We start from the raw sequence: 18426 nt of genomic DNA, 5'->3' as shown, positions 1-18426 counted from the left end.
TGAATCCCGCTTTATTTTCCCGGCATCATGCGCAGTAAGGTGTCATCTTTGCGCAAGTAATGATGATAAATCGCTGCCAGCGCGTGCAGGCCAATCAGGTAATAACCGCAGTTTGCCAGGAACTCATGCGCCGTTTTCACCGTGCGGCGGACATCGGGATCCGGCGTCACAAACTGTGGCACCGGCCAGCCGAATAAAAACCACTCCCGCCCGCCAAACTCCAGCGTCAAAATCCCCAGCACCGGCAACGACAGAAACAGCAGATATAACACCCCATGCACTGCATGGGACGCGGCTTTTTGCCAGCGCGGCACGGGCGGCGTGATCGCCGGTGTCGCATGGCGGGTCCGCAGGAAAATGCTCACAAACATCAGCAACCAGACACAAATCCCGAAATTAAAATGCAGCAAACGCACCAGCGGCTGATTATCTTCAGGGAAATAATCACGGGTCAGCATCGCCGTGTAGGTCAGAATAATCATCAGTAACGTTGCCCAGTGCAGGCTGATCTGCGACAGCGAATAACGGGTTTTCATGAGTAATTTCCTCGCCGGAGGATAACGTGTGGAAAACAGGAATATTGCCCTGAGTATAGAAAGGAATTGCGCAGACTTTGTGGATATACCCGCAACAGGGATTAAACGCGGCAGACATTCACCTTTCCGCTCATAATGACAGGAAAAGTGAATAATTTGACCGGTGATGTTCCCTGTCTGTCCGCACCGCTCTTTATAATCAACGCACACTAAAATAGCATTGTCTGATGCGGAGTTTACGATGAAATTGATTAGCCAGAGTTTTGAGAACGGTGCACCTATCCCGGGTGAGTTTTCATTTGCCGTGAAAGATACCCAAAACCACATTGCACTTTCCGATAATAAGAACCCGCACCTGGCGTGGAGTGATGTGCCGGAAAATACCCGTTCGTTTGTGCTGGTGTGTGTGGATCCGCACGTACCAGGCCGCCCGGACGACGTGAATCAGGAAGGCAAAGTGGTGCCAGCTTCGCTGCCGCGCATCGATTTATTCCACTGGCTGCTGGTGGATATTCCGGCAGATGCTCGCGAAATCGCCGCAGGCAGTCACAGCAACAGCGTGACGCCGCACGGCAAACCCGCGCTGCCCGCCAGCGCCGGAATGCGTCATGGCATCAACGGCTATACCGCATGGTTTGGCGATGATGAAAACATGGGCGGCGACTATTACGGTTACGACGGCGCGTGCCCGCCGTGGAACGATGAACGGGTGCATGACTACGTATTTACGCTGTATGCACTGGACATTGAAAAACTGGATTTGCAGGATAAATTCTTTGGCCCGGATGTGTTGCAGGCCATCGAAGGTCACGTTCTGGCGCAGGCCAGCCTGACCGGCACCTACACGTTAAATCCCAATCTGGATTAAAGTCCGCAGGCAGGAGAAACCATGTCCTCTGAGCAGCACAGTCACGCCGTGAGTCTTTTGCCAAATAAATTGCCGGTCAGTCATGACCGGCTTTTTTCACGGGCCGAGCCTTATCTGCAACAGCCTCATCAGGTGTCGAATTTTCGTTTTTTTGAGCCTTCGCTGCTGCGGGTAAATTCTGGTCAGCTGGCGCTGCGCCATGAAAACGGCACGTCGGTGCAGCTTGGGAATTCGGAACATCTGATCGTGGTGTCGCAGCATACGCTGGCGCACGTCAGTAAAACGCCGGACGCGGCAAACGGTTTTTTCTCGTCGCTGTATCTGGGGTTTTCACCTGCGCTGGTAGCGGAATTTTATCGCGATAACGCCCGGCTTCTGACTGCGCTGTCGCCGCTGAACGGGTTTGAAACTCTCCCGCTGGATGACGAATTACGCGATACGCTCGATTTTTGCCTGCGCGGGACCGGCAATCCGGCCAGTCATACAGTGCAGCGAAATCGTCTTACCGCCGTACTTATCGCGCTGGCAGAACGCCGCATATTGTTTATGCCGCGCGCCGCAGAACCGCTCGGTACACGTCTTACCGCCCTGCTGGCGGCCGCGCCGGAATTTGCCTGGACGGCCGCCAGCGCCAGCCAGCAACTGGCGATGAGCGAAGCCACGCTGAGAAGGCGTCTGGTGGAAGAGCAAATCAGTTTTCGCACGTTGTTGCAGGATATCCGCATGCATCATGCGATCACCCTGCTGCAAACCACGCGCTGGAATCTTTCGCAAATCGCGGATGCCTGCGGTTATCGGGCCAGCTCGCGTTTTTCCCTGCGCTTCAAAGAGCGTTTTGGCTGTTCGCCTGCCGATATTCGCTGAACAAACCGGCCGCATAAAAACAAAAAAGCCAGTCATCTGAATGACTGGCTTTCATTTATCGCTTTCAGCGCATCAGAATATTATTCGCTAACGGCCTGTTCCGGCTCCACGGGCGGTTCGTTACTGGCTTTTTTCGGTGGCAGCAAACCGTCTGCCCGGAACATCGCTTTGATGCCGCGCACCGCCTGGCGGATCCTGTCCTGATTCTCGATCAGGGCGAAACGCACATGCGTATCGCCGTAATCACCAAAACCAATGCCCGGCGACACACAAACTTTAGCGTCGGCCAGCAGACGTTTGGCGAATTCCAGTGACCCTAAATGCGCATATGCAGGCGGAATTTTTGCCCAGACATACATCGACGCTTTCGGATTTTCCACCATCCAGCCCGCTTCATGCAGCCCGCGTACCAGCACGTTACGGCGCTGGCGATATTGCTCAGCAATGTCTTTCACGCATTGCTGATCCCCTTCCAGCGCCGCGATGGCCGCCACCTGCAACGGCGTGAAGGTGCCGTAATCGTGATAACTTTTGATACGCGCCAGCGCGCTGACCAGTTCAGGATTACCGACCATAAAACCGATGCGCCAGCCCGCCATGTTGTAACTTTTCGACAGCGTGAAGAATTCCACCGCAATGTCTTTTGCACCCGGCACCTGCATGATTGACGGCGCTTTCCAGCCGTCGTATACGATGTCGGCATACGCCAGATCGTGGATCACCAGCACGTTGTATTGCTTAGCCAGTGCCACCACGCGCTCGAAGAAATCCAGCTCCACGCACTGCGCCGTCGGGTTGGACGGGAAGCCGAGGATCATCATTTTCGGCCGCGGAATGGTTTCGCGAATGGCTTTTTCCAGCTCGGCAAAGAAATCTACACCTTCAGCCAGCGGCACAGAACGCACCTGCGCACCGGCAATCACGGCACCATAAATGTGGATCGGATAACTTGGGTTGGGCACCAGAACGGTGTCGCCGTGATCGAGCGTCGCCAGCATCAGATGTGCCAGCCCTTCTTTCGAACCGATAGTGACGATAGCTTCGCTTTCCGGGTCGATCTCTACCTGATAACGATCGGCATACCAGCGGGAAATTGCACGGCGCAGACGCGGAATGCCGCGTGAGGTCGAGTAACCGTGCGTGTCTTCACGCTGCGCAACCTGCACCAGTTTTTCCACAATGTGCGGCGGTGTCGGGCCGTCGGGGTTACCCATACTAAAATCGATAATGTCTTCGCCACGATGGCGTGCGGCCATTTTCAGTTCAGCGGTAATGTTGAAAACATAAGGGGGAAGACGATCAATACGTGAAAAACGACGGGGTGAACTGGAATCAGCCATAATTTCCTCTGGGATACGTAAGCGCCCGGACCGTCCGAGCGACGCTGGCCGCGTAACGGCCTTCTACGAACATAACGCAGAGGAAAATGGCTGTCGAGATACTGCGCATTATTTTTTTACTGCGGACGCGGATCGGTCGCCAGCAGCCCCAGCAGCCAGTCGTTTTTCCACTCGTCGCCGATCCGGTAGCTGTCCCGTAAACGGCCTTCCATGAGGAATCCGCATTTTTCCAGCACACGGCGCGAAGCGTCGTTGCCTTCAAGCACGTTGGCCTGCAGACGGTGAAAACCACACTGGTCAAACGCAAAGTTCAGCACTTCGCGCAGGGATTCCACTGCATAACCTTTGCGCTGATGTTCAGGTGCCAGAATGAATCCGACTTCGCCCTGTTTATAGGGCCGCCAGTCCGGGAAAAATCCGGTCAGCCCCACCGCCGCGCCGGTGTCTTTTTCGCGGATCAGCAGGCACAGCCAGAAATCACTGTAGCGATCCCAGTGACCAAGACGTTGTTCAAAACGGCTATGAACCTGTGCGTGGGTTTCGATATCGCCGATAAAACGCATGACGTCCGGGGTCTGATACAGCCGCAAGAAAAATGCCCAGTCGTCAGCCTGGATGGGCTGCATGATCAGCCGCGGCGTGGATAACAAAATCATGTCGGAATGTGCTCCTGTGTCTGGCGATGGTGAAAGTCTGACCTTTTACATATAATAACCGCTGAATCCATTTGGCACGCTTATCTTTCAATCGTGCAAAGAGCCTAATCTGCCATGCCTCACATGTTCGATATGCTGCTGGCGGTCTTCGACCGTGCGGCGCTGATGCTCATCTGTCTGTTCTTCCTCACGCGAACCCCGCTGTTCCGCAAACTGCTGCACAAAGAAAATGAAACCCATACGCCGCTGGAACTGACTGCGGTCACCGCCATTTTCTCGCTGTTCGCCATTTTCGGTACGCTCTCAGGGATCAACGTCGAAGGCTCACTGATCAACGTGCGTACGATCGCGATCATGTCGGGCGGGATCCTGTTCGGGCCGTGGGTCGGGATCATTACCGGCCTGATTTCCGGCACGCACCGTTTCCTGATCGACATTCACGGACCAACGTCTGTTCCGTGCCTCATCACCAGTATTACCGCAGGTTTCCTTTCCGGTTATATCAATAAGAAAGTCAAAAAATCACTGCACTGGAAAGTCGGCATTCTGGGCGGCATGCTGTGCGAAACGCTGACCATGATCCTGATTTTACTGATGGCGCGACCGTTTTCGCTCGGGCTGGATATCGTCATGAACATCGCTGCACCGCTGATCCTCGGAGCCAGTTCCATCGGCCTGATTGTGTTGCTGGTGCAAAGTGTCGAGGATGAAAAAGAGGTGATTGCCGCACGGCAGGCGCGGCTGGCGCTGGATATTGCCAATAAAACGCTGCCGTACTTTCGCAATATAGATGGCCGTAACATAGAAGGCAGGAATATCAACGCCGAATCCCTGGCCAGTATCTGTAGCATTATTCGTGATGATATCGACGCCGATGCGGTGGCGATCACTGATACCAAAAACATTCTGGCGTACGTCGGCGTGGGTGCTGAAGAGTATAATATCGGCCATGAAACGCTGAGTGAGATGACCAAAGCGACGCTGGAAAGCGGTGAAATCACGGTCAGAAACAACGATGAAATGCACCGTACGCCGCAAATTCACTCGCTGATTATTATTCCGCTGTGGGAAAAAGGCGAAGTCACCGGCTCGCTGAAAATCTATTATTGCGACCCGCACCGCATCACTTATTCGCTGAAAGTGATGGCGATCGGGCTGTCGCAAATTATGTCGACGCAGATGGAAGTATCACGCACCGAACAGTTGCGCGAGATGGCCAATAAAGCCGAAATGCGGGCGTTGCAGAGCAAGATAAATCCCCATTTTCTGTTTAACGCGCTGAATGCGATTTCGTCGTCTATCCGCGCCCGCCCCGACGTGGCGCGCCAGCTCATCATCAACCTTTCCCGTTATCTGCGTTATAACCTGGAACTGAACGATGAACTGATCGACCTGCGCAAAGAACTTCATCAGGTACAGGATTACATCGCCATTGAGCAGGCGCGGTTCGGCAGCAAACTGACGGTGATTTATGACATTGATGACGACATTTCGGTGAAAATTCCCAGCCTGCTGATCCAGCCGCTGGTCGAAAACGCCATTGTGCACGGCATCCAGAAATGCAGCGGAAAAGGCGTGGTGGTGATTTCAGTGAAGCATCAGGCTGACGGTATCAGGGTGTCAGTAAAAGATACCGGCCACGGTATTAATCAGGAAACCATTGACCGTGTGGCACGCAATGAAATGCCCGGCAACAAAATCGGCCTGCTCAATGTGCATCACCGCGTTTCATTGCTGTATGGTCAGGGCCTGAGCATCCGCCGTCTTGAGCCAGGCACCGATATTTCGTTTGTTATTACCCACGCTCCTGCAAAAGTCACGCAAGCCCTTGAGAGCAAAATAGCCTGACTACAGGGACGCTTTTTCATTTTACCCGCCCGCCTTTCGGGCCATCGCACCGGGAGATAATTCAGTGAAAGCGATTATCGTCGAAGATGAAGTACCGGCTCAGGAAGAGCTGAGTTATCTGATTAATACCCACAGCAGCATCAGCATTGAAGCAATATTGGATGACGGGCTGGACGTGCTTAAATACCTGCAATCACATGAAGTGGACGCGATTTTTCTCGATATCAGCATCCCTTCCCTTGACGGCGTATTACTGGCGCAAAACATCAGTAAGTTTGCGCATAAACCTTATATCGTGTTTATCACCGCCTATAAGGAGCACGCCGCAGAAGCCTTTGAAATCGAGGCATTTGATTACATTCTTAAGCCTTATCACGAGTCACGCATTGTCACCATGCTGCAAAAGCTGGAGTCACATTTTCGCCGGGATAAAGAGCTGACAGTGAAGGAACCGGGCGATAAACCGGAAGGTGTTGCCCCCGTCGCGGGCAGCACCCCGCGTGTCAGTCACAGCATCAATCTGATCAAAGATGAGCGGATTATCGTTACCGATATCAACGATATTTATTACGCCGCCGCGCAGGAAAAGGTCACGCAGGTATATACCCGCAAAGAAGAATTCACCATGCCGATGAACATCACCGAATTATGCAACCGCCTGCCGGAGGAGCATTTTTTCCGCTGTCATCGTTCGTACTGCGTGAATCTGTCGAAAATCCGCGAGATCGTGCCGTGGTTCAATAACACCTATATTTTGCGCTTAAGTGATTTAGATTTCGAGGTGCCGGTAAGTCGCAGCAAGGTGAAAGAATTCAGGCAGTTAATGCGGTTTTGATCGGGCTTTTGAAATAGAAAGCCCGATTCTTCCGCTAAGTCATTAGAGTTGCAGCAAGGCGGCAAGTGAGAAGATCCCGATGAGCTGACTGATGTCAGTGATTCGGGTCTTCGAGCGCAGCCAACACCGCTGCAACTTCAAGGACGAAGAGGAAGGCCGATAGACTGACGCAGGTACGCCCCGGCACCCACAAGCCCCGGCTGATCGTGCGTGATCAGGAACACCGGAATATCCATCAGATAATCTTTGAAGCGGCCTTTGTCTTCAAACGCGGCACGAAAACCGGAAGCTTTGAAGAAGTCCAGGAAGCGCGGAACAATGCCGCCGGCAATGTACACGCCGCCGAAGGTGCCCATGTTCAGCGCCAGGTTGCCACCGAAACGCCCCATGATGACGCAGAACAGCGACAGTGCGCGGCGGCAGTCCAGATTTTCGTCTGCCAGCGCCAGTTCTGTCACGTCTTTCGGTTTGAAGTTTTCCGGCACGCGGTTATCTGATTTAACAATGGCACGGTAGAGATTCACCAGCCCCGGACCGGAGAGAATACGCTCGGCAGAAACGTGCCCCATTTCGGTACGCAACTGCTCAAGAATGATGTCTTCTTCTTCGCTGTTTGGCGCGAAATCAACATGGCCGCCTTCGCCCGGCAGACTCAACCATTGGTTATTGGCATGAATTAAGTGTGCGACGCCCAGCCCCGTGCCAGCACCGTAAATCACTGCCGGTTTGCCGTCCTGCGCTTTTTTACCGCCGAACTGCAACAGGTCATCTTCTTTCAGCATCGGGATCGCCATCGAAACAGCGGTGAAGTCATTGATCACTTCCAGATGTTGCAGGCCAAGGTTTTTCTTCATTTCGGCAATGGAAAAGGCCCACGTATGGTTGGTCATGGCCACCCAGTCGCCAGTGATCGGGCAGGCGATGGCAATACATGCATCCTCAACATCCTGATGCTGCTGCGCGAGGTACTCACGCACCACGGCTTCGAGGCTGTCGTAATCCAGCCCGGAGAAAGTCTTAGACTGAGAAATATCGCCGCTGTCCAACGCGCAAAGCGCCAGGCGGCAGTTGGTGCCCCCGACATCGCCCACCAGGGAGTATTTGGTCATGTTATTCTCCGCAAAAGTAAATTCATTATGCTGCGCATTTGCGCCAAATTCGTGTGGGCAAAATAGCGGTAATTGCTATACGCTGCAACGCAGTTTTGAAGCAACCCACATTTATGCAGCATGCCACACAAAATAATGTCGACAGCCCGCAAACCGACTTTGCCGGGATTCATCTAAGCTATCAGAGCAAACAAAATTATAAATAAGGAAATACGTGCATGTTCCATCCCCGCACCAGAGTCATGTTAGCTTTTGCCCTGCCCGCGATCATTATTGGCGTGATGTCCAGCCTGGTTCTGGTATTCGTCATGATGATTTCTGGCGCGCTGCAAAATCTGCTGTGGGAGAACATTCCCGCCGTGCTGAATATCAATACACAATCCGCCAGCTGGACGCTGTTTATGCTGACACTGACCGGCATTGGCGTCGGCGCCATCATTAAGTATATGCCAGGCCACGCCGGGCCGGATCCTGCCACGGAATCTCTGATTGGCGCCCCGGTGGCAGTCAGCGCTTTACCTGGGCTGGCGCTGGCGCTGATGGTCGGACTGGCAGGCGGTGTCAGTCTGGGGCCGGAACATCCGATTACAGTGATTAATATCGCGCTGGTGGCGGCAATAGGATCCCGTTTATTGCCCGCAGTGCCAACGACGGACTGGGTGATCCTGGCGGCGGCCGGGACTATCGGCGCGTTGTTCGGCACGCCGGTGGCAGCCGCGCTGATTTTTTCGCAAACCCTCGGCACCAGCAAAGATGTGCAGTTATGGGATCGCCTTTTTGCGCCATTGCTCGCCGCGGGCGCTGGCGCCATCACCACCGATCAGTTTTTTCAGCCCGATTTTTCGCTCAGCATTCCGTCGTATGACGCCGCCAGCCTGATGGATATTTTCAGCGGGTCAGTCGTGGTGCTGATTGCCATCGCGCTGGGGATGATTGCCGTCTGGTTGTTCCCGCATGTTCACCGGATGTTTAACAATATTCAGAATCCGGTATTGCGCCTGGGTATTGGCGGCTTTGTGCTGGGTTTACTGGCGCTGACAGGCGGGGAAATTACCCTGTTTAAAGGGCTGGATGAAATGAAGGAACTGGCACATTCCAATGCGTTGTTTGAGATGGGGCCGTTGCTGGCGATCACCCTGACCAAACTGGCGGCGTTAGTGGTGGCGGCAGCCTGCGGTTTTCGTGGCGGACGCATTTTCCCGGCGGTGTTTGTCGGGGTATCGCTTGGCCTGATGCTGCATCAGTACGCACCGGATGTGCCGGCGGCGGTGACCGTTTCATGCGCCGTCATGGGCATGGTACTGGTCGTGACACGTGACGGCTGGCTCAGCTTGTTTATGGCCGCAGCGGTGGTACCGGGGCTGAAATTATTGCCGCTACTGTGCATCGTGATGCTGCCAGCCTGGCTGATGCTGGCAGGTAAACCGCTGATGCAGGTGGCAAAACAGCGGCTCAACCGGCCGGTCCCGGAAGAAGATTAATCCTGCTTTAGTGCAAACTCCGCCGCCGCCAGCGCATGAATGGCGGTGGTGTCAAAAACCGGCACGCTCGCGTCTTCAGCGCCCACCAGCAGGGTGATTTCGGTACATCCGAGAATAATGCCTTCCACGCCCTGCTGTTCTAATTTGCCAATAATCCGCCGGTATTCTGCGCGGGAATCCTCCTTAATCCTGCCCAGGCACAGCTCTTCATAAATAATGCGATGAACAATCGCGCGGTCAGCTTCATCCGGCGTCACCACGTCAATCTGATGTTTTTCCTGCAAACGTCCGCGATAGAAATCCTGTTCCATGGTGAAACGCGTGCCGAGCAGACCGATTTTATGCAGCCCCTGTCCGGTGATTTTGTCAGCCGTCGCATCGGCGATATGCAGCAGCGGCAGGCCGCCGATCCGCTCGATATCGTCTGCCACTTTATGCATGGTGTTGGTACACACAACGATGACCTCCGCCCCTGCACGCGCCAGTGAATTCGCGGCGTTACCAAGAATTTCACCTGCCTGCTGCCAGTCACCGGCCATTTGCAGCTTTTCGATTTCATAAAAATCGACGCTGTAGAGAAACAGTTTGGCAGAATGCAATCCCCCCAGTTGCTGCTTCACATGCTCGTTAATCATGCGGTAATACGGCACGGTAGATTCCCAGCTCATGCCACCAATCAACCCTAACGTTTTCATTTGCACACCCTGTGTTTATGCGGATGGCAAAACCATAACCGACAAAAAGCCCGCGGACAAAGAAAATGTCGGCGGGCTTTTTTGTGCATTCAGCGATGCGGATTAATGTTTGGCCGGGCAATCCTCTGCGGCCAGACGGCGGTCCATCCAGCGCTGGCGCAACGTGTCGTAAACCCAGTTGTAGGCCACGGTATACGGCAGGAAGAACAGGAAGAACCCGACTTCCAGCATAAAGGCGTCCAGCAGCCCGATCCCCAGCCACAGTGCGGCAACCGGCAGACCAATCATAATAAATCCACCTTCGAACCCCAGCGCGTGCGCCACGCGGATTTTAAATGTCCGCACCACGCGGGAAACCGGCCAGAATTTGTCGAACAGGCTGTTATAAACGATGTTCCAGACCATCGCTGTCGTCGACAGCATGATCGCCAGCGCGCCCATTTCCCAGACCGGTTTGTTCAGCGCCCAGGCTGCTGCCGGTGCCGAAATCAGTACCGCGATTGTTTCAAAACCCACCGCGTGGAAAATGCGTTCGCCGAACGTTTTCTGAGAGATATTCCGTGTTTGCTTAGACATAAAAACCTGCCTGATTCCTGATCATTGTTACGTGACGGCTGTCACAGGCAGTCATTATCATCACTAAATAAGATAGTTAAAAGATAGAAAGTATCGATAAAATAGATAGATCAGAATCAGAAGGAGTACCTGATGCGCTATTCACCGGAAGCCCTGATGGCTTTTGTCGAAGCGGCCGATACCGGATCGTTTTCAGCAGCGGCGCGTAAACTGCGCAAGAGTCAGTCGAGTGTCAGTACGGCGATCGCCAATCTGGAAGTGGATCTGGGCGTAACACTGTTTGACCGCCAGAGTCGCCAGCCGGTGCTGACACCAGCCGGACAACGCGTGCTCAGCCACGTTCAGGCGATTCTGGCGGCCAGCGAACGCCTCGATGAACTGGCGGTGCGTTTATCGACGCAGGTGGAAACCCGCCTGACGTTTGTGCTGTCTGACACTTACCAGCCGACTCACCACGAGGCGCTGCTGCGCCGGTTTGAACGCCGGTATCCGGATATCGAATTTGAATGTCAGATCGCCGAAGATCAGGATGTGATCGACCTGTTGCAGTCTGGCCGTGCCCATGTCGGCATGGTGGAAGTACAGGCGAGTTATCCGCCGGACATTGGTGTGGCGCGTTTACCGGAACAAACGGATATGTCGGTATTTTGCAGCCGTGAACATCCGCTGGCAAAAATCACCGATCTGCAACCGGAGCAGTTGCACACCTTCCGCCAGCTTTGCCTGCAGCCTTACAGCCGTCGTGAAATGCCTCGGGCGCGGGGTCAGATCTGGTCAGCGCCCAGTTATCTGATGTTGCTGGAAATGGCGGAACAGGGATTTGGCTGGGCGACACTGCCGCACTGGCTGGTGAAACAGTTCGGACATGACAAACTGGTCAGCCTGCCGATGCGCGGCTGGCCGAAGCAGATATCGGTGGATGCGGTCTGGAGTAAAAACAATCAGCCCGGTCCGGCGGGTTGGTGGTTCATCGACCAGCTGACTGTCCCGCCATCACCGGAAACTGATTTATTGCCCTGAGTTACGCTGCGCCAGCGATTTAGTCACTGAGTTGAGCAGTTCAGGAATATCCATTTTTGGCAAAATGACTTCTATCCAGGCCATCTGCCGCCGTGCGGTGGCCTTTGCTATCGCTTCTTTCAGCGCCTGCGGCGAATCCACCCGCGCACTGAAGACTTCTTTACCGCCGAAGGCCGCCGGGAACTGTGTCCAGTTCCACTGCGCGATGTCGTTGTAGCGCTGGGTTTCGCCGTGTATCGCCCGTTCGACGGTATAACCGTCATTGTTAATCACAAAAATAATCGGCGGCAGGCCATAACGGATGGCGGCACCTAATCCCTGCAAGGTGAGCTGTGCGGAGCCATCGCCAATCAGCAGCACGACACGGCGATCCGGTACGGCAATCTGTACACCAAATGCGGCGGGCAGCGTGAAACCGATTGAGCCCCATAACGGCTGGACGACGAACTGGCAATCCTGCGGCAAATTCAGCGCCGCCGCACCAAAACAGGCGGTGCCCTGCTCAGCGACCAGCACATCTCCCGGTTGCAGGAAATCCTGAATCTGTTGCCAGAAGGCATATTGTCCGAGGCTGTTATCGTGCGACAACGGCAATGCGTTGTGTTTAACAGGATAAGGCGTCCGGCCGGAAGCCAGTTCAGCGGTCAGGCGGTGCATCACGCTGACCGTTTTTTCGAGCGGCAGCTGATGGAAGATCTTATCGCCCACGCGGGCAAAAAAGGGCTGAAGGTCGATGCATTTTCCGGACGGAAGCTGCTGGGTAAAACCGGCGGTGATGGTGTCAGTAAATTTCACCCCGACCGTGATCACCACATCAGCCCCTTCAATCGCTTCTTTCGTTGACGGTGCGCTGGCGGCCCCCGAATAAGTGCCAGCAAAATGCGCCTGCTGCTCGTTGAATAAACCTTTACCCATCAGCAACGTTGAATGCGCCAGCGGCACTTCTTCCATCCACTGTTCCAGCGCCTTTTTAACCTTGAAGCGGTCTGCCAGAAAATCCGCCAGCAACGAAACACGGTTTGCACCCCGCAACTGCGTTTCAGCGGCGGCAGTAAAAGCTTCCAGAGAAGAAGCCGAGAAAGGCGGCTGACGCGCAGGTAACGCATGCGCACGGGTACTGACCGGCAACGCGGCCACATCGCTGGGCAATAACAGGTAACCCGGCCGCGAGCTGTACATCACTTCTTCAATCACACGGTCGATTTCAGCCAGGGCATTTTCCGGTGTGAGGGACGCCTGCGCCACGCTGACCGGAGCTGACATCCGCATGAAATGACAGAATTCGCCATCTCCCAGCGTGTGATGCAGCAGCTCACCTTTACGCTGAGACGTCAGTGCTGGCGCACCCACGATATGCACGACGGGCACATATTCCGCATAACTACCGGCAATGCCATTCAGTGCGCTCAGTTCGCCGACACCAAACGTCGTCAGCAACGCCGCAATACCTTTGGTACGGGCGTAACCATCTGCGCCATAGGCGGCATTTAATTCATTGGTACAGCCGACCCAGGTGATTTGCTGATGATTAATCACACTGTCGAGGAATTTCAGATTGTAGTCACCCGGCACGCCAAACAACTCGGAGATCCCGCTGAGTGATAAACGATCTAAGAGATAGTCACCTACTGTGTATTCATTAACCATGACGATCCTCTGAGAAAAATAAAGTAACCAGTTAATCCCACTAATATGAGTATTACTCCAAACCGGGGAACAGCACATTTATTATTCGAAATAAGGCATGGCAACGCAGAGTTACACCCCTGCACTGTGTGAATGCAGGGAAGCGGATTCAGCAGTAAAGGTAATAGGCAGGAAGAATAGTCACGGTAATCAACGATCCTGCGCACAAGGATTGTTCCGTATGTGATCTGATTAGCTGGAAATGCTTGTGAAAGCGCATACACTAAAATTGGTTTTTTATGACATTTATAACCTTCTGTTCACTTCTGAATTTATTATAAGGACTCACATGGTGTATCAAGCCAGTCCAACCCGTTACGAGAATATGGAATACCGTCGCTGTGGCCAGAGCGGTCTGAAACTGCCCGCCGTTTCCCTGGGTTTGTGGCATAACTTCGGCGATAACGCCCATTTTGAGAATGGCCGGAAACTGATCCGCCATGCTTTCGACCATGGGATCACCCATTTCGATCTGGCCAATAACTACGGCCCGCCTCCGGGTTCGGCAGAACAGCATTTCGGCCGCATCCTGCAGGAAGATTTATTGCCTTATCGCGATGAGCTGATTATTTCCTCCAAAGCCGGTTACACCATGTGGGACGGCCCGTACGGAGACTGGGGCTCGAAAAAATATCTGGTCGCCAGCCTGAATCAGAGCCTGAAACGCATGGGGCTGGAGTACGTGGATATTTTCTATCATCACCGTCCTGACCCTGATACACCGCTGGAAGAAACCATGGCCGCGCTGGATTTGATCGTGCGTCAGGGCAAAGCCCTGTACGTCGGTTTGTCGAACTATCCGGCAGAACGCGCCAAAAAAGCGTTTGAAATCCTGAAAGATCTTGGCACACCGTGCCTGATCCATCAGCCGAAATATTCCATGTTCGAGCGCTGGGTTGAGGCTGATCTGCTGGATACGCTGGCGGATAACGGCGTCGGGTCTATCGCCTTCTCGCCACTGGCAGGCGGCGTGCTGACTGACCGTTATCTGGCGGGCATTCTTGAAGATTCCCGCGCAGCCAGCGGCAGTAAGTTCCTGACAGCAGATCAGCTGACGGAAGAGAAGCTGGCAAAAGTGCGTAAGCTGAATGATATTGCGCAGGCACGCGGTCAGAAGCTGTCGCAGATGGCGCTGGCGTGGGTTCTGCGCGGCGACCGCGTGACGTCCGTCCTGATTGGTGCCAGTAAAACCAGCCAGATCGACGATGCCGTGGGCATGGTCTCTCACCGTCATTTCAGCACAGAAGAACTGGCGGCGATCGAAGGGATTTTAGTGTAAGCGATTACCCTGCGGTATAAAAAACGCGCCTTTATGGAGGATTCGTAAGTAAACCGTTAAGGCGCGTAAATCATTCAAAACAGGATTGTAAGCAATAGTACCGGTGCCCTCTTCCCCTTATAACTGTCAGCATAAATTATAAGGAATCTGGGGCCACTCATGTTAAAGCCGGTACTTTTTGCCACATTGTTCTTTACCCTGCTCCCTGCGGCGGTACCCACCGTGCAGGCCAGCAGCTTCAGCCTGAATACGCCGGGCCTTTCTATCAATATCGGTGATCGCGACAGGCGGGGTTATTACTGGGACGGCTATGACTGGCGTAACCCAGGCTGGTGGAATGGTTACCGTGGTCACCACTATGGTGCACGCAGCCCGCGTGGCTATTACTGGGATGGTTATCGCTGGCGCGATCATGGCTGGTGGAACGAACGCCATCCTCCACGTCGTCCGATGCCGCCACCGCGTTATCATCACAGCGACCACGGACGTCCGCATTATGATCACCGCCGCGGGCCGGATCGGGGTCACGGCCATGATGATCGCAGGGGCGGGCATGGCGATCACCGCCATTAATCAACGGAATAAAACAAAAACGGGACAGCGCAAACTGTCCCGTTTTTTATTACCTGTTGCTGGCGAAGGCGTTATTTCAACATACCTGTCAGCAGATAAAGGTTAAGGCTGACGACGATCAGCACGATGACCCGCCCCGCCCACTGCACGGTTTTAGTATTCACCATCTCGCCCATCAGGCTGCGGTTACCGGTAAAAGCCAGCAACGGCAGCAATGCCAGCGCAATCCCGAAGCTCAGCAATACCTGGCTCATCACCAAAATACGTGTGGCATCTAATCCCATCAGGATCACAATAAAAGACGGCATCATGGTCACCGTACGGCGAACCCACAGCGGAATGTAGAATTTCACGAACCCCTGCATCACTACCTGTCCGGCCAGCGTGCCGACAACTGTAGAAGATAAACCGGCTGCCACCAGACTCAGACCGAAGGTGGTCGCGGCAGCGTGGCCGAGCAACGGTTGCAGCGTCAGATAGGCTTCATCCAGCTCACTGATCCCGCTGTGTCCGCTGAAATGGAATGCCGCCGCAGCCGTCGCCATCATCGCCAGATTCACAAAACCGGCGATAGTCATGGCAATACCGACATCCAGCTTGGTGGCTGAATAACGCTGCGCTTTGGACGCCTTGCCGCCCCGCTGAGTCAGCGAAGAGTGCAGATAAATGACATGCGGCATAATGGTCGCGCCGAGCACACCCGCGGCCAGATACACCGAATCGGCGGTTGGCAGTGCGGGGATTAACATGCCTTTGCCCAGCGCCAGCATGCTTGGCTGCGAGAAGAACAATTCAACAATATAAGCCGCAGCAACAAACAACAGTAAACCGGCGATCACCAGTTCCAGCGGCTTTTGCCCGCGTTTTTGCAGCCCAAGGATAATAAAGGTGGCAATCCCGGTAAGTACTGCGCCCTGTAACAGGGAAACCCCGAGAAGCAATTTGAAGCCAATGGCGGCGCCAATAAATTCGGCCAGATCGGTGGCCATTGCGATAATCTCCGCCTGCACCCAGTAAGCCCAGACGGCCGGACGCGGGAAACGATCGCGGATATGTTCGGCCAGGTTTTTGCCGGTCGCGATACCGAGTTTGGCAGACAACAACTGGATCAACATCGCCATGACGTTGGCCCATACCACCACCCACAGCAACTGATAGCCATAAGAAGCACCGGCCTGAATATTCGTCGCAAAGTTGCCCGGATCGATATAACCAATGGCGGCGATAAAGGCCGGTCCCATCAGTGAAAGCTTCATCTTTCTGGACGCGCGGCCTGCAGATTCGGCCCGGCTGTTCAGCATAGTTAGTTAACCCTTACAATTATTACGCTTACATCAATGATATCTAATTGATAATGATTATCAAGTGCATTTGGAATGATCTGAGTGATTACTCTGATAGGCAGCAGCAGTAAGCGAGAAGGTAATAACTGAGGGGGTGATTCGCTCACCCGGCTTCAGAAAGCCAGACGCAGCGCACTTTCCTAAAACAGACATTAACGGGCCAGATTCAGAACGCATTACGGCACATGATAAAACTAGCACAGGAATGCTAATTGTGCTTAGTTTTATTAACATCTTGATTTTTTGTGTGATGGGCCGCGATTTGTTGCAATTCGTGTCTGTAATTTCTATATTTGCAATCGACTTCACGTTTTAAATGTACGCGTTACATAAAATGACCGTCGAAATATAGCCTGCCTCTAATTTGGAGCACCCATGTCCCGAATATTGCACTTTGTATTAGCGTTGGCCGTTGTCGCTGCACTCGCTTTACTGGTGAGCCGTGACCGGAAAAATATCCGTTTACGCTTCATCGTTCAGCTGTTGGTCATCGAAGTCTTGTTAGCCTACTTCTTCCTGAATTCTTCTGTTGGTTTAGGTTTTGTGAAAGGCTTCTCAGACTTGTTTGAGAAATTATTAGGATTCGCTGCGGAAGGGACCGGCTTCGTATTTGGAGGCATGAGCGATAAAGGATTAGCGTTCTTCTTCTTGAAAGTCTTGTGTCCGATCGTGTTTATTTCTGCGTTGATCGGTATTTTACAACACATTCGTGTACTGCCTTTCGTCATCCGTATTATCGGTACGGTTCTGTCGAAAATTAATGGCATGGGAAAACTGGAATCTTTCAACGCCATCAGCTCCCTGATTTTGGGTCAGTCAGAAAACTTTATCGCGTATAAAGATATTCTGAGCAAAATGTCTGAAAAACGTATGTACACCATGGCTGCCACAGCAATGTCGACGGTTTCTATGTCGATTGTGGGTGCGTACATGACCATGCTGGAACCGCGCTTTGTTGTTGCTGCGCTGGTGCTCAACATGTTCAGTACCTTCATCGTACTGTCGTTGATCAACCCTTATAAGGTTGATTCAGAAGAAGACCTGCAAATCGGTAATACGCACCAGGGTCAGAGCTTCTTTGAAATGCTGGGTGAATACATCCTGGCAGGCTTCAAAGTGGCTATCATCGTTGCAGCCATGTTGATTGGTTTCATCGCACTGATTTCATGCCTGAATGCGTTGTTCGACGTGGTATTCGGTATCACCTTCCAGGGCGTGCTGGGTTATGTCTTCTATCCATTCGCGTGGATGATGGGCGTGCCAAGTCACGAAGCCTTGCAGGTAGGCAGCATCATGGCAACCAAACTGGTTTCCAATGAATTCGTTGCGATGTTGGATCTGCAGAAAGTAGCAACCGAACTTTCACCACGCGGCGTGGGCATCTTGTCCGTGTTCCTGGTGTCTTTCGCAAACTTCTCTTCCATCGGTATCGTTGCCGGCGCTATCAAAGGCCTGAACGAACATCAGGGCAACGTGGTTTCACGCTTCGGCCTGAAACTGCTGTACGGCTCAACGCTGGTCAGCGTGTTGTCTGCTTCTATCGCGGGTCTGGTACTGGCGTAAGTAAGCAAATACAGAACGACGAGAAAGGCGCTCCGGCGCCTTTTTTTATGTCTGCGATTCAGCGCAGTAAAACAGGCAGGAGAAATGACAAAGCGCCAAAAGCAAAAAACCCGCCGAAGCGGGTTTCTTTAATATTTGGTGGAGATAAGCGGGA

At 53.4% G+C, this 18426-nt stretch carries 17 protein-coding genes; 9 read left to right on the top strand and 8 right to left on the bottom strand.

Annotated features, from left to right (window positions below; all coding sequences use genetic code 11):
* Positions 1 to 11: 11 nt before the first annotated feature.
* The gene (locus UC14_RS16055) at positions 12 to 536 is read right to left on the bottom strand and encodes a cytochrome b (protein WP_112198046.1); all 525 of its coding nucleotides are present in this window, start codon (positions 534 to 536) and stop codon (positions 12 to 14) included.
* Between the two features lie 241 nt (positions 537 to 777).
* On the opposite strand from UC14_RS16055, the gene UC14_RS16045 reads away from it, so the two are divergent.
* Together UC14_RS16045 and UC14_RS16040 are read left to right on the top strand one after the other, a co-directional pair.
* Positions 778 to 1404, top strand: coding sequence for a YbhB/YbcL family Raf kinase inhibitor-like protein (locus UC14_RS16045; RefSeq protein WP_013574464.1), 627 nt, complete (start codon positions 778 to 780; stop codon positions 1402 to 1404).
* 21 nt (positions 1405 to 1425) lie between these two features.
* Positions 1426 to 2268: an AraC family transcriptional regulator gene (locus tag UC14_RS16040; RefSeq protein WP_112198045.1), complete on the top strand. Its 843-nt coding sequence runs from the start codon at positions 1426 to 1428 to the stop codon at positions 2266 to 2268.
* A gap of 80 nt (positions 2269 to 2348) precedes the next feature.
* Here UC14_RS16040 and alaC read toward each other — a convergent pair whose 3' ends face one another.
* Positions 2349 to 3608, bottom strand: a complete 1260-nt coding sequence (gene alaC / locus UC14_RS16035; protein ID WP_013574462.1) for an alanine transaminase — start codon at positions 3606 to 3608, stop codon at positions 2349 to 2351.
* A gap of 116 nt (positions 3609 to 3724) precedes the next feature.
* The gene (locus tag UC14_RS16030) at positions 3725 to 4264 is read right to left on the bottom strand and encodes a GNAT family N-acetyltransferase (protein ID WP_112198044.1); all 540 of its coding nucleotides are present in this window, start codon (positions 4262 to 4264) and stop codon (positions 3725 to 3727) included.
* A 114-nt stretch (positions 4265 to 4378) separates the two neighbouring features.
* Here UC14_RS16030 and UC14_RS16025 point away from each other — a divergent pair, with 114 nt between their 5' ends.
* Both UC14_RS16025 and UC14_RS16020 read left to right on the top strand, forming a co-directional pair.
* Positions 4379 to 6112, top strand: a complete 1734-nt coding sequence (locus UC14_RS16025) for a sensor histidine kinase (protein ID WP_013574460.1) — start codon at positions 4379 to 4381, stop codon at positions 6110 to 6112.
* A gap of 64 nt (positions 6113 to 6176) precedes the next feature.
* A complete protein-coding gene (locus tag UC14_RS16020) occupies positions 6177 to 6947 on the top strand; it encodes a LytTR family DNA-binding domain-containing protein (protein WP_013574459.1) in 771 nt (256 codons plus the stop codon).
* Positions 6948 to 7084: 137 nt separating this feature from the next.
* Here the strand turns inward: UC14_RS16020 and glk are convergent, their stop codons facing one another.
* The gene (gene glk / locus UC14_RS16015) at positions 7085 to 8056 is read right to left on the bottom strand and encodes a glucokinase (protein ID WP_013574458.1); all 972 of its coding nucleotides are present in this window, start codon (positions 8054 to 8056) and stop codon (positions 7085 to 7087) included.
* Between the two features lie 218 nt (positions 8057 to 8274).
* On the opposite strand from glk, the gene UC14_RS16010 reads away from it, so the two are divergent.
* Positions 8275 to 9537, top strand: coding sequence for an ion channel protein (locus UC14_RS16010; protein WP_013574457.1), 1263 nt, complete (start codon positions 8275 to 8277; stop codon positions 9535 to 9537).
* Here the strand turns inward: UC14_RS16010 and UC14_RS16005 are convergent.
* Together UC14_RS16005 and UC14_RS16000 are read right to left on the bottom strand one after the other, a co-directional pair.
* Complete coding sequence (locus UC14_RS16005; protein WP_013574456.1) at positions 9534 to 10232, bottom strand: aspartate/glutamate racemase family protein; 699 nt, start codon at positions 10230 to 10232, stop codon at positions 9534 to 9536. The two genes, UC14_RS16010 and UC14_RS16005, sit on opposite strands and share 4 nt — an antisense overlap.
* A gap of 102 nt (positions 10233 to 10334) precedes the next feature.
* Positions 10335 to 10808, bottom strand: a complete 474-nt coding sequence (locus UC14_RS16000) for a multidrug/biocide efflux PACE transporter (RefSeq protein WP_013574455.1) — start codon at positions 10806 to 10808, stop codon at positions 10335 to 10337.
* Between the two features lie 132 nt (positions 10809 to 10940).
* On the opposite strand from UC14_RS16000, the gene UC14_RS15995 reads away from it, so the two are divergent.
* Entirely contained in the window at positions 10941 to 11828 is an 888-nt protein-coding gene (locus UC14_RS15995; RefSeq protein ID WP_112198043.1) for a LysR family transcriptional regulator, read from the top strand.
* On the opposite strand, the gene UC14_RS15990 is transcribed toward UC14_RS15995, so the two are convergent.
* Positions 11817 to 13475, bottom strand: a complete 1659-nt coding sequence (locus UC14_RS15990; protein ID WP_112198042.1) for an alpha-keto acid decarboxylase family protein — start codon at positions 13473 to 13475, stop codon at positions 11817 to 11819. The two genes, UC14_RS15995 and UC14_RS15990, sit on opposite strands and share 12 nt — an antisense overlap.
* 328 nt (positions 13476 to 13803) lie before the next feature.
* Between UC14_RS15990 and mgrA the strand changes: the two genes are divergently transcribed.
* A complete protein-coding gene (gene mgrA / locus UC14_RS15985) occupies positions 13804 to 14793 on the top strand; it encodes an L-glyceraldehyde 3-phosphate reductase (RefSeq protein ID WP_112198041.1) in 990 nt (329 codons plus the stop codon).
* A 159-nt stretch (positions 14794 to 14952) separates the two neighbouring features.
* Positions 14953 to 15366, top strand: a complete 414-nt coding sequence (locus tag UC14_RS15980) for a DUF2502 domain-containing protein (RefSeq protein ID WP_013574451.1) — start codon at positions 14953 to 14955, stop codon at positions 15364 to 15366.
* Positions 15367 to 15437: 71 nt separating this feature from the next.
* Here UC14_RS15980 and UC14_RS15975 read toward each other — a convergent pair whose 3' ends face one another.
* The gene (locus UC14_RS15975) at positions 15438 to 16667 is read right to left on the bottom strand and encodes an Nramp family divalent metal transporter (protein ID WP_013574450.1); all 1230 of its coding nucleotides are present in this window, start codon (positions 16665 to 16667) and stop codon (positions 15438 to 15440) included.
* A gap of 417 nt (positions 16668 to 17084) precedes the next feature.
* Here UC14_RS15975 and UC14_RS15970 point away from each other — a divergent pair, with 417 nt between their 5' ends.
* The gene (locus UC14_RS15970; RefSeq protein WP_013574449.1) at positions 17085 to 18272 is read left to right on the top strand and encodes a NupC/NupG family nucleoside CNT transporter; all 1188 of its coding nucleotides are present in this window, start codon (positions 17085 to 17087) and stop codon (positions 18270 to 18272) included.
* The last annotated feature ends 154 nt before the right edge of the window (positions 18273 to 18426 follow it).

It is taken from the genome of Rahnella sp. NRRL B-41462, from assembly GCF_003263525.1.
Classification (GTDB): Bacteria; Pseudomonadota; Gammaproteobacteria; order Enterobacterales; family Enterobacteriaceae; genus Rahnella; species Rahnella aceris.
This window is presented reverse-complemented; position numbering and strand designations above follow the sequence as displayed.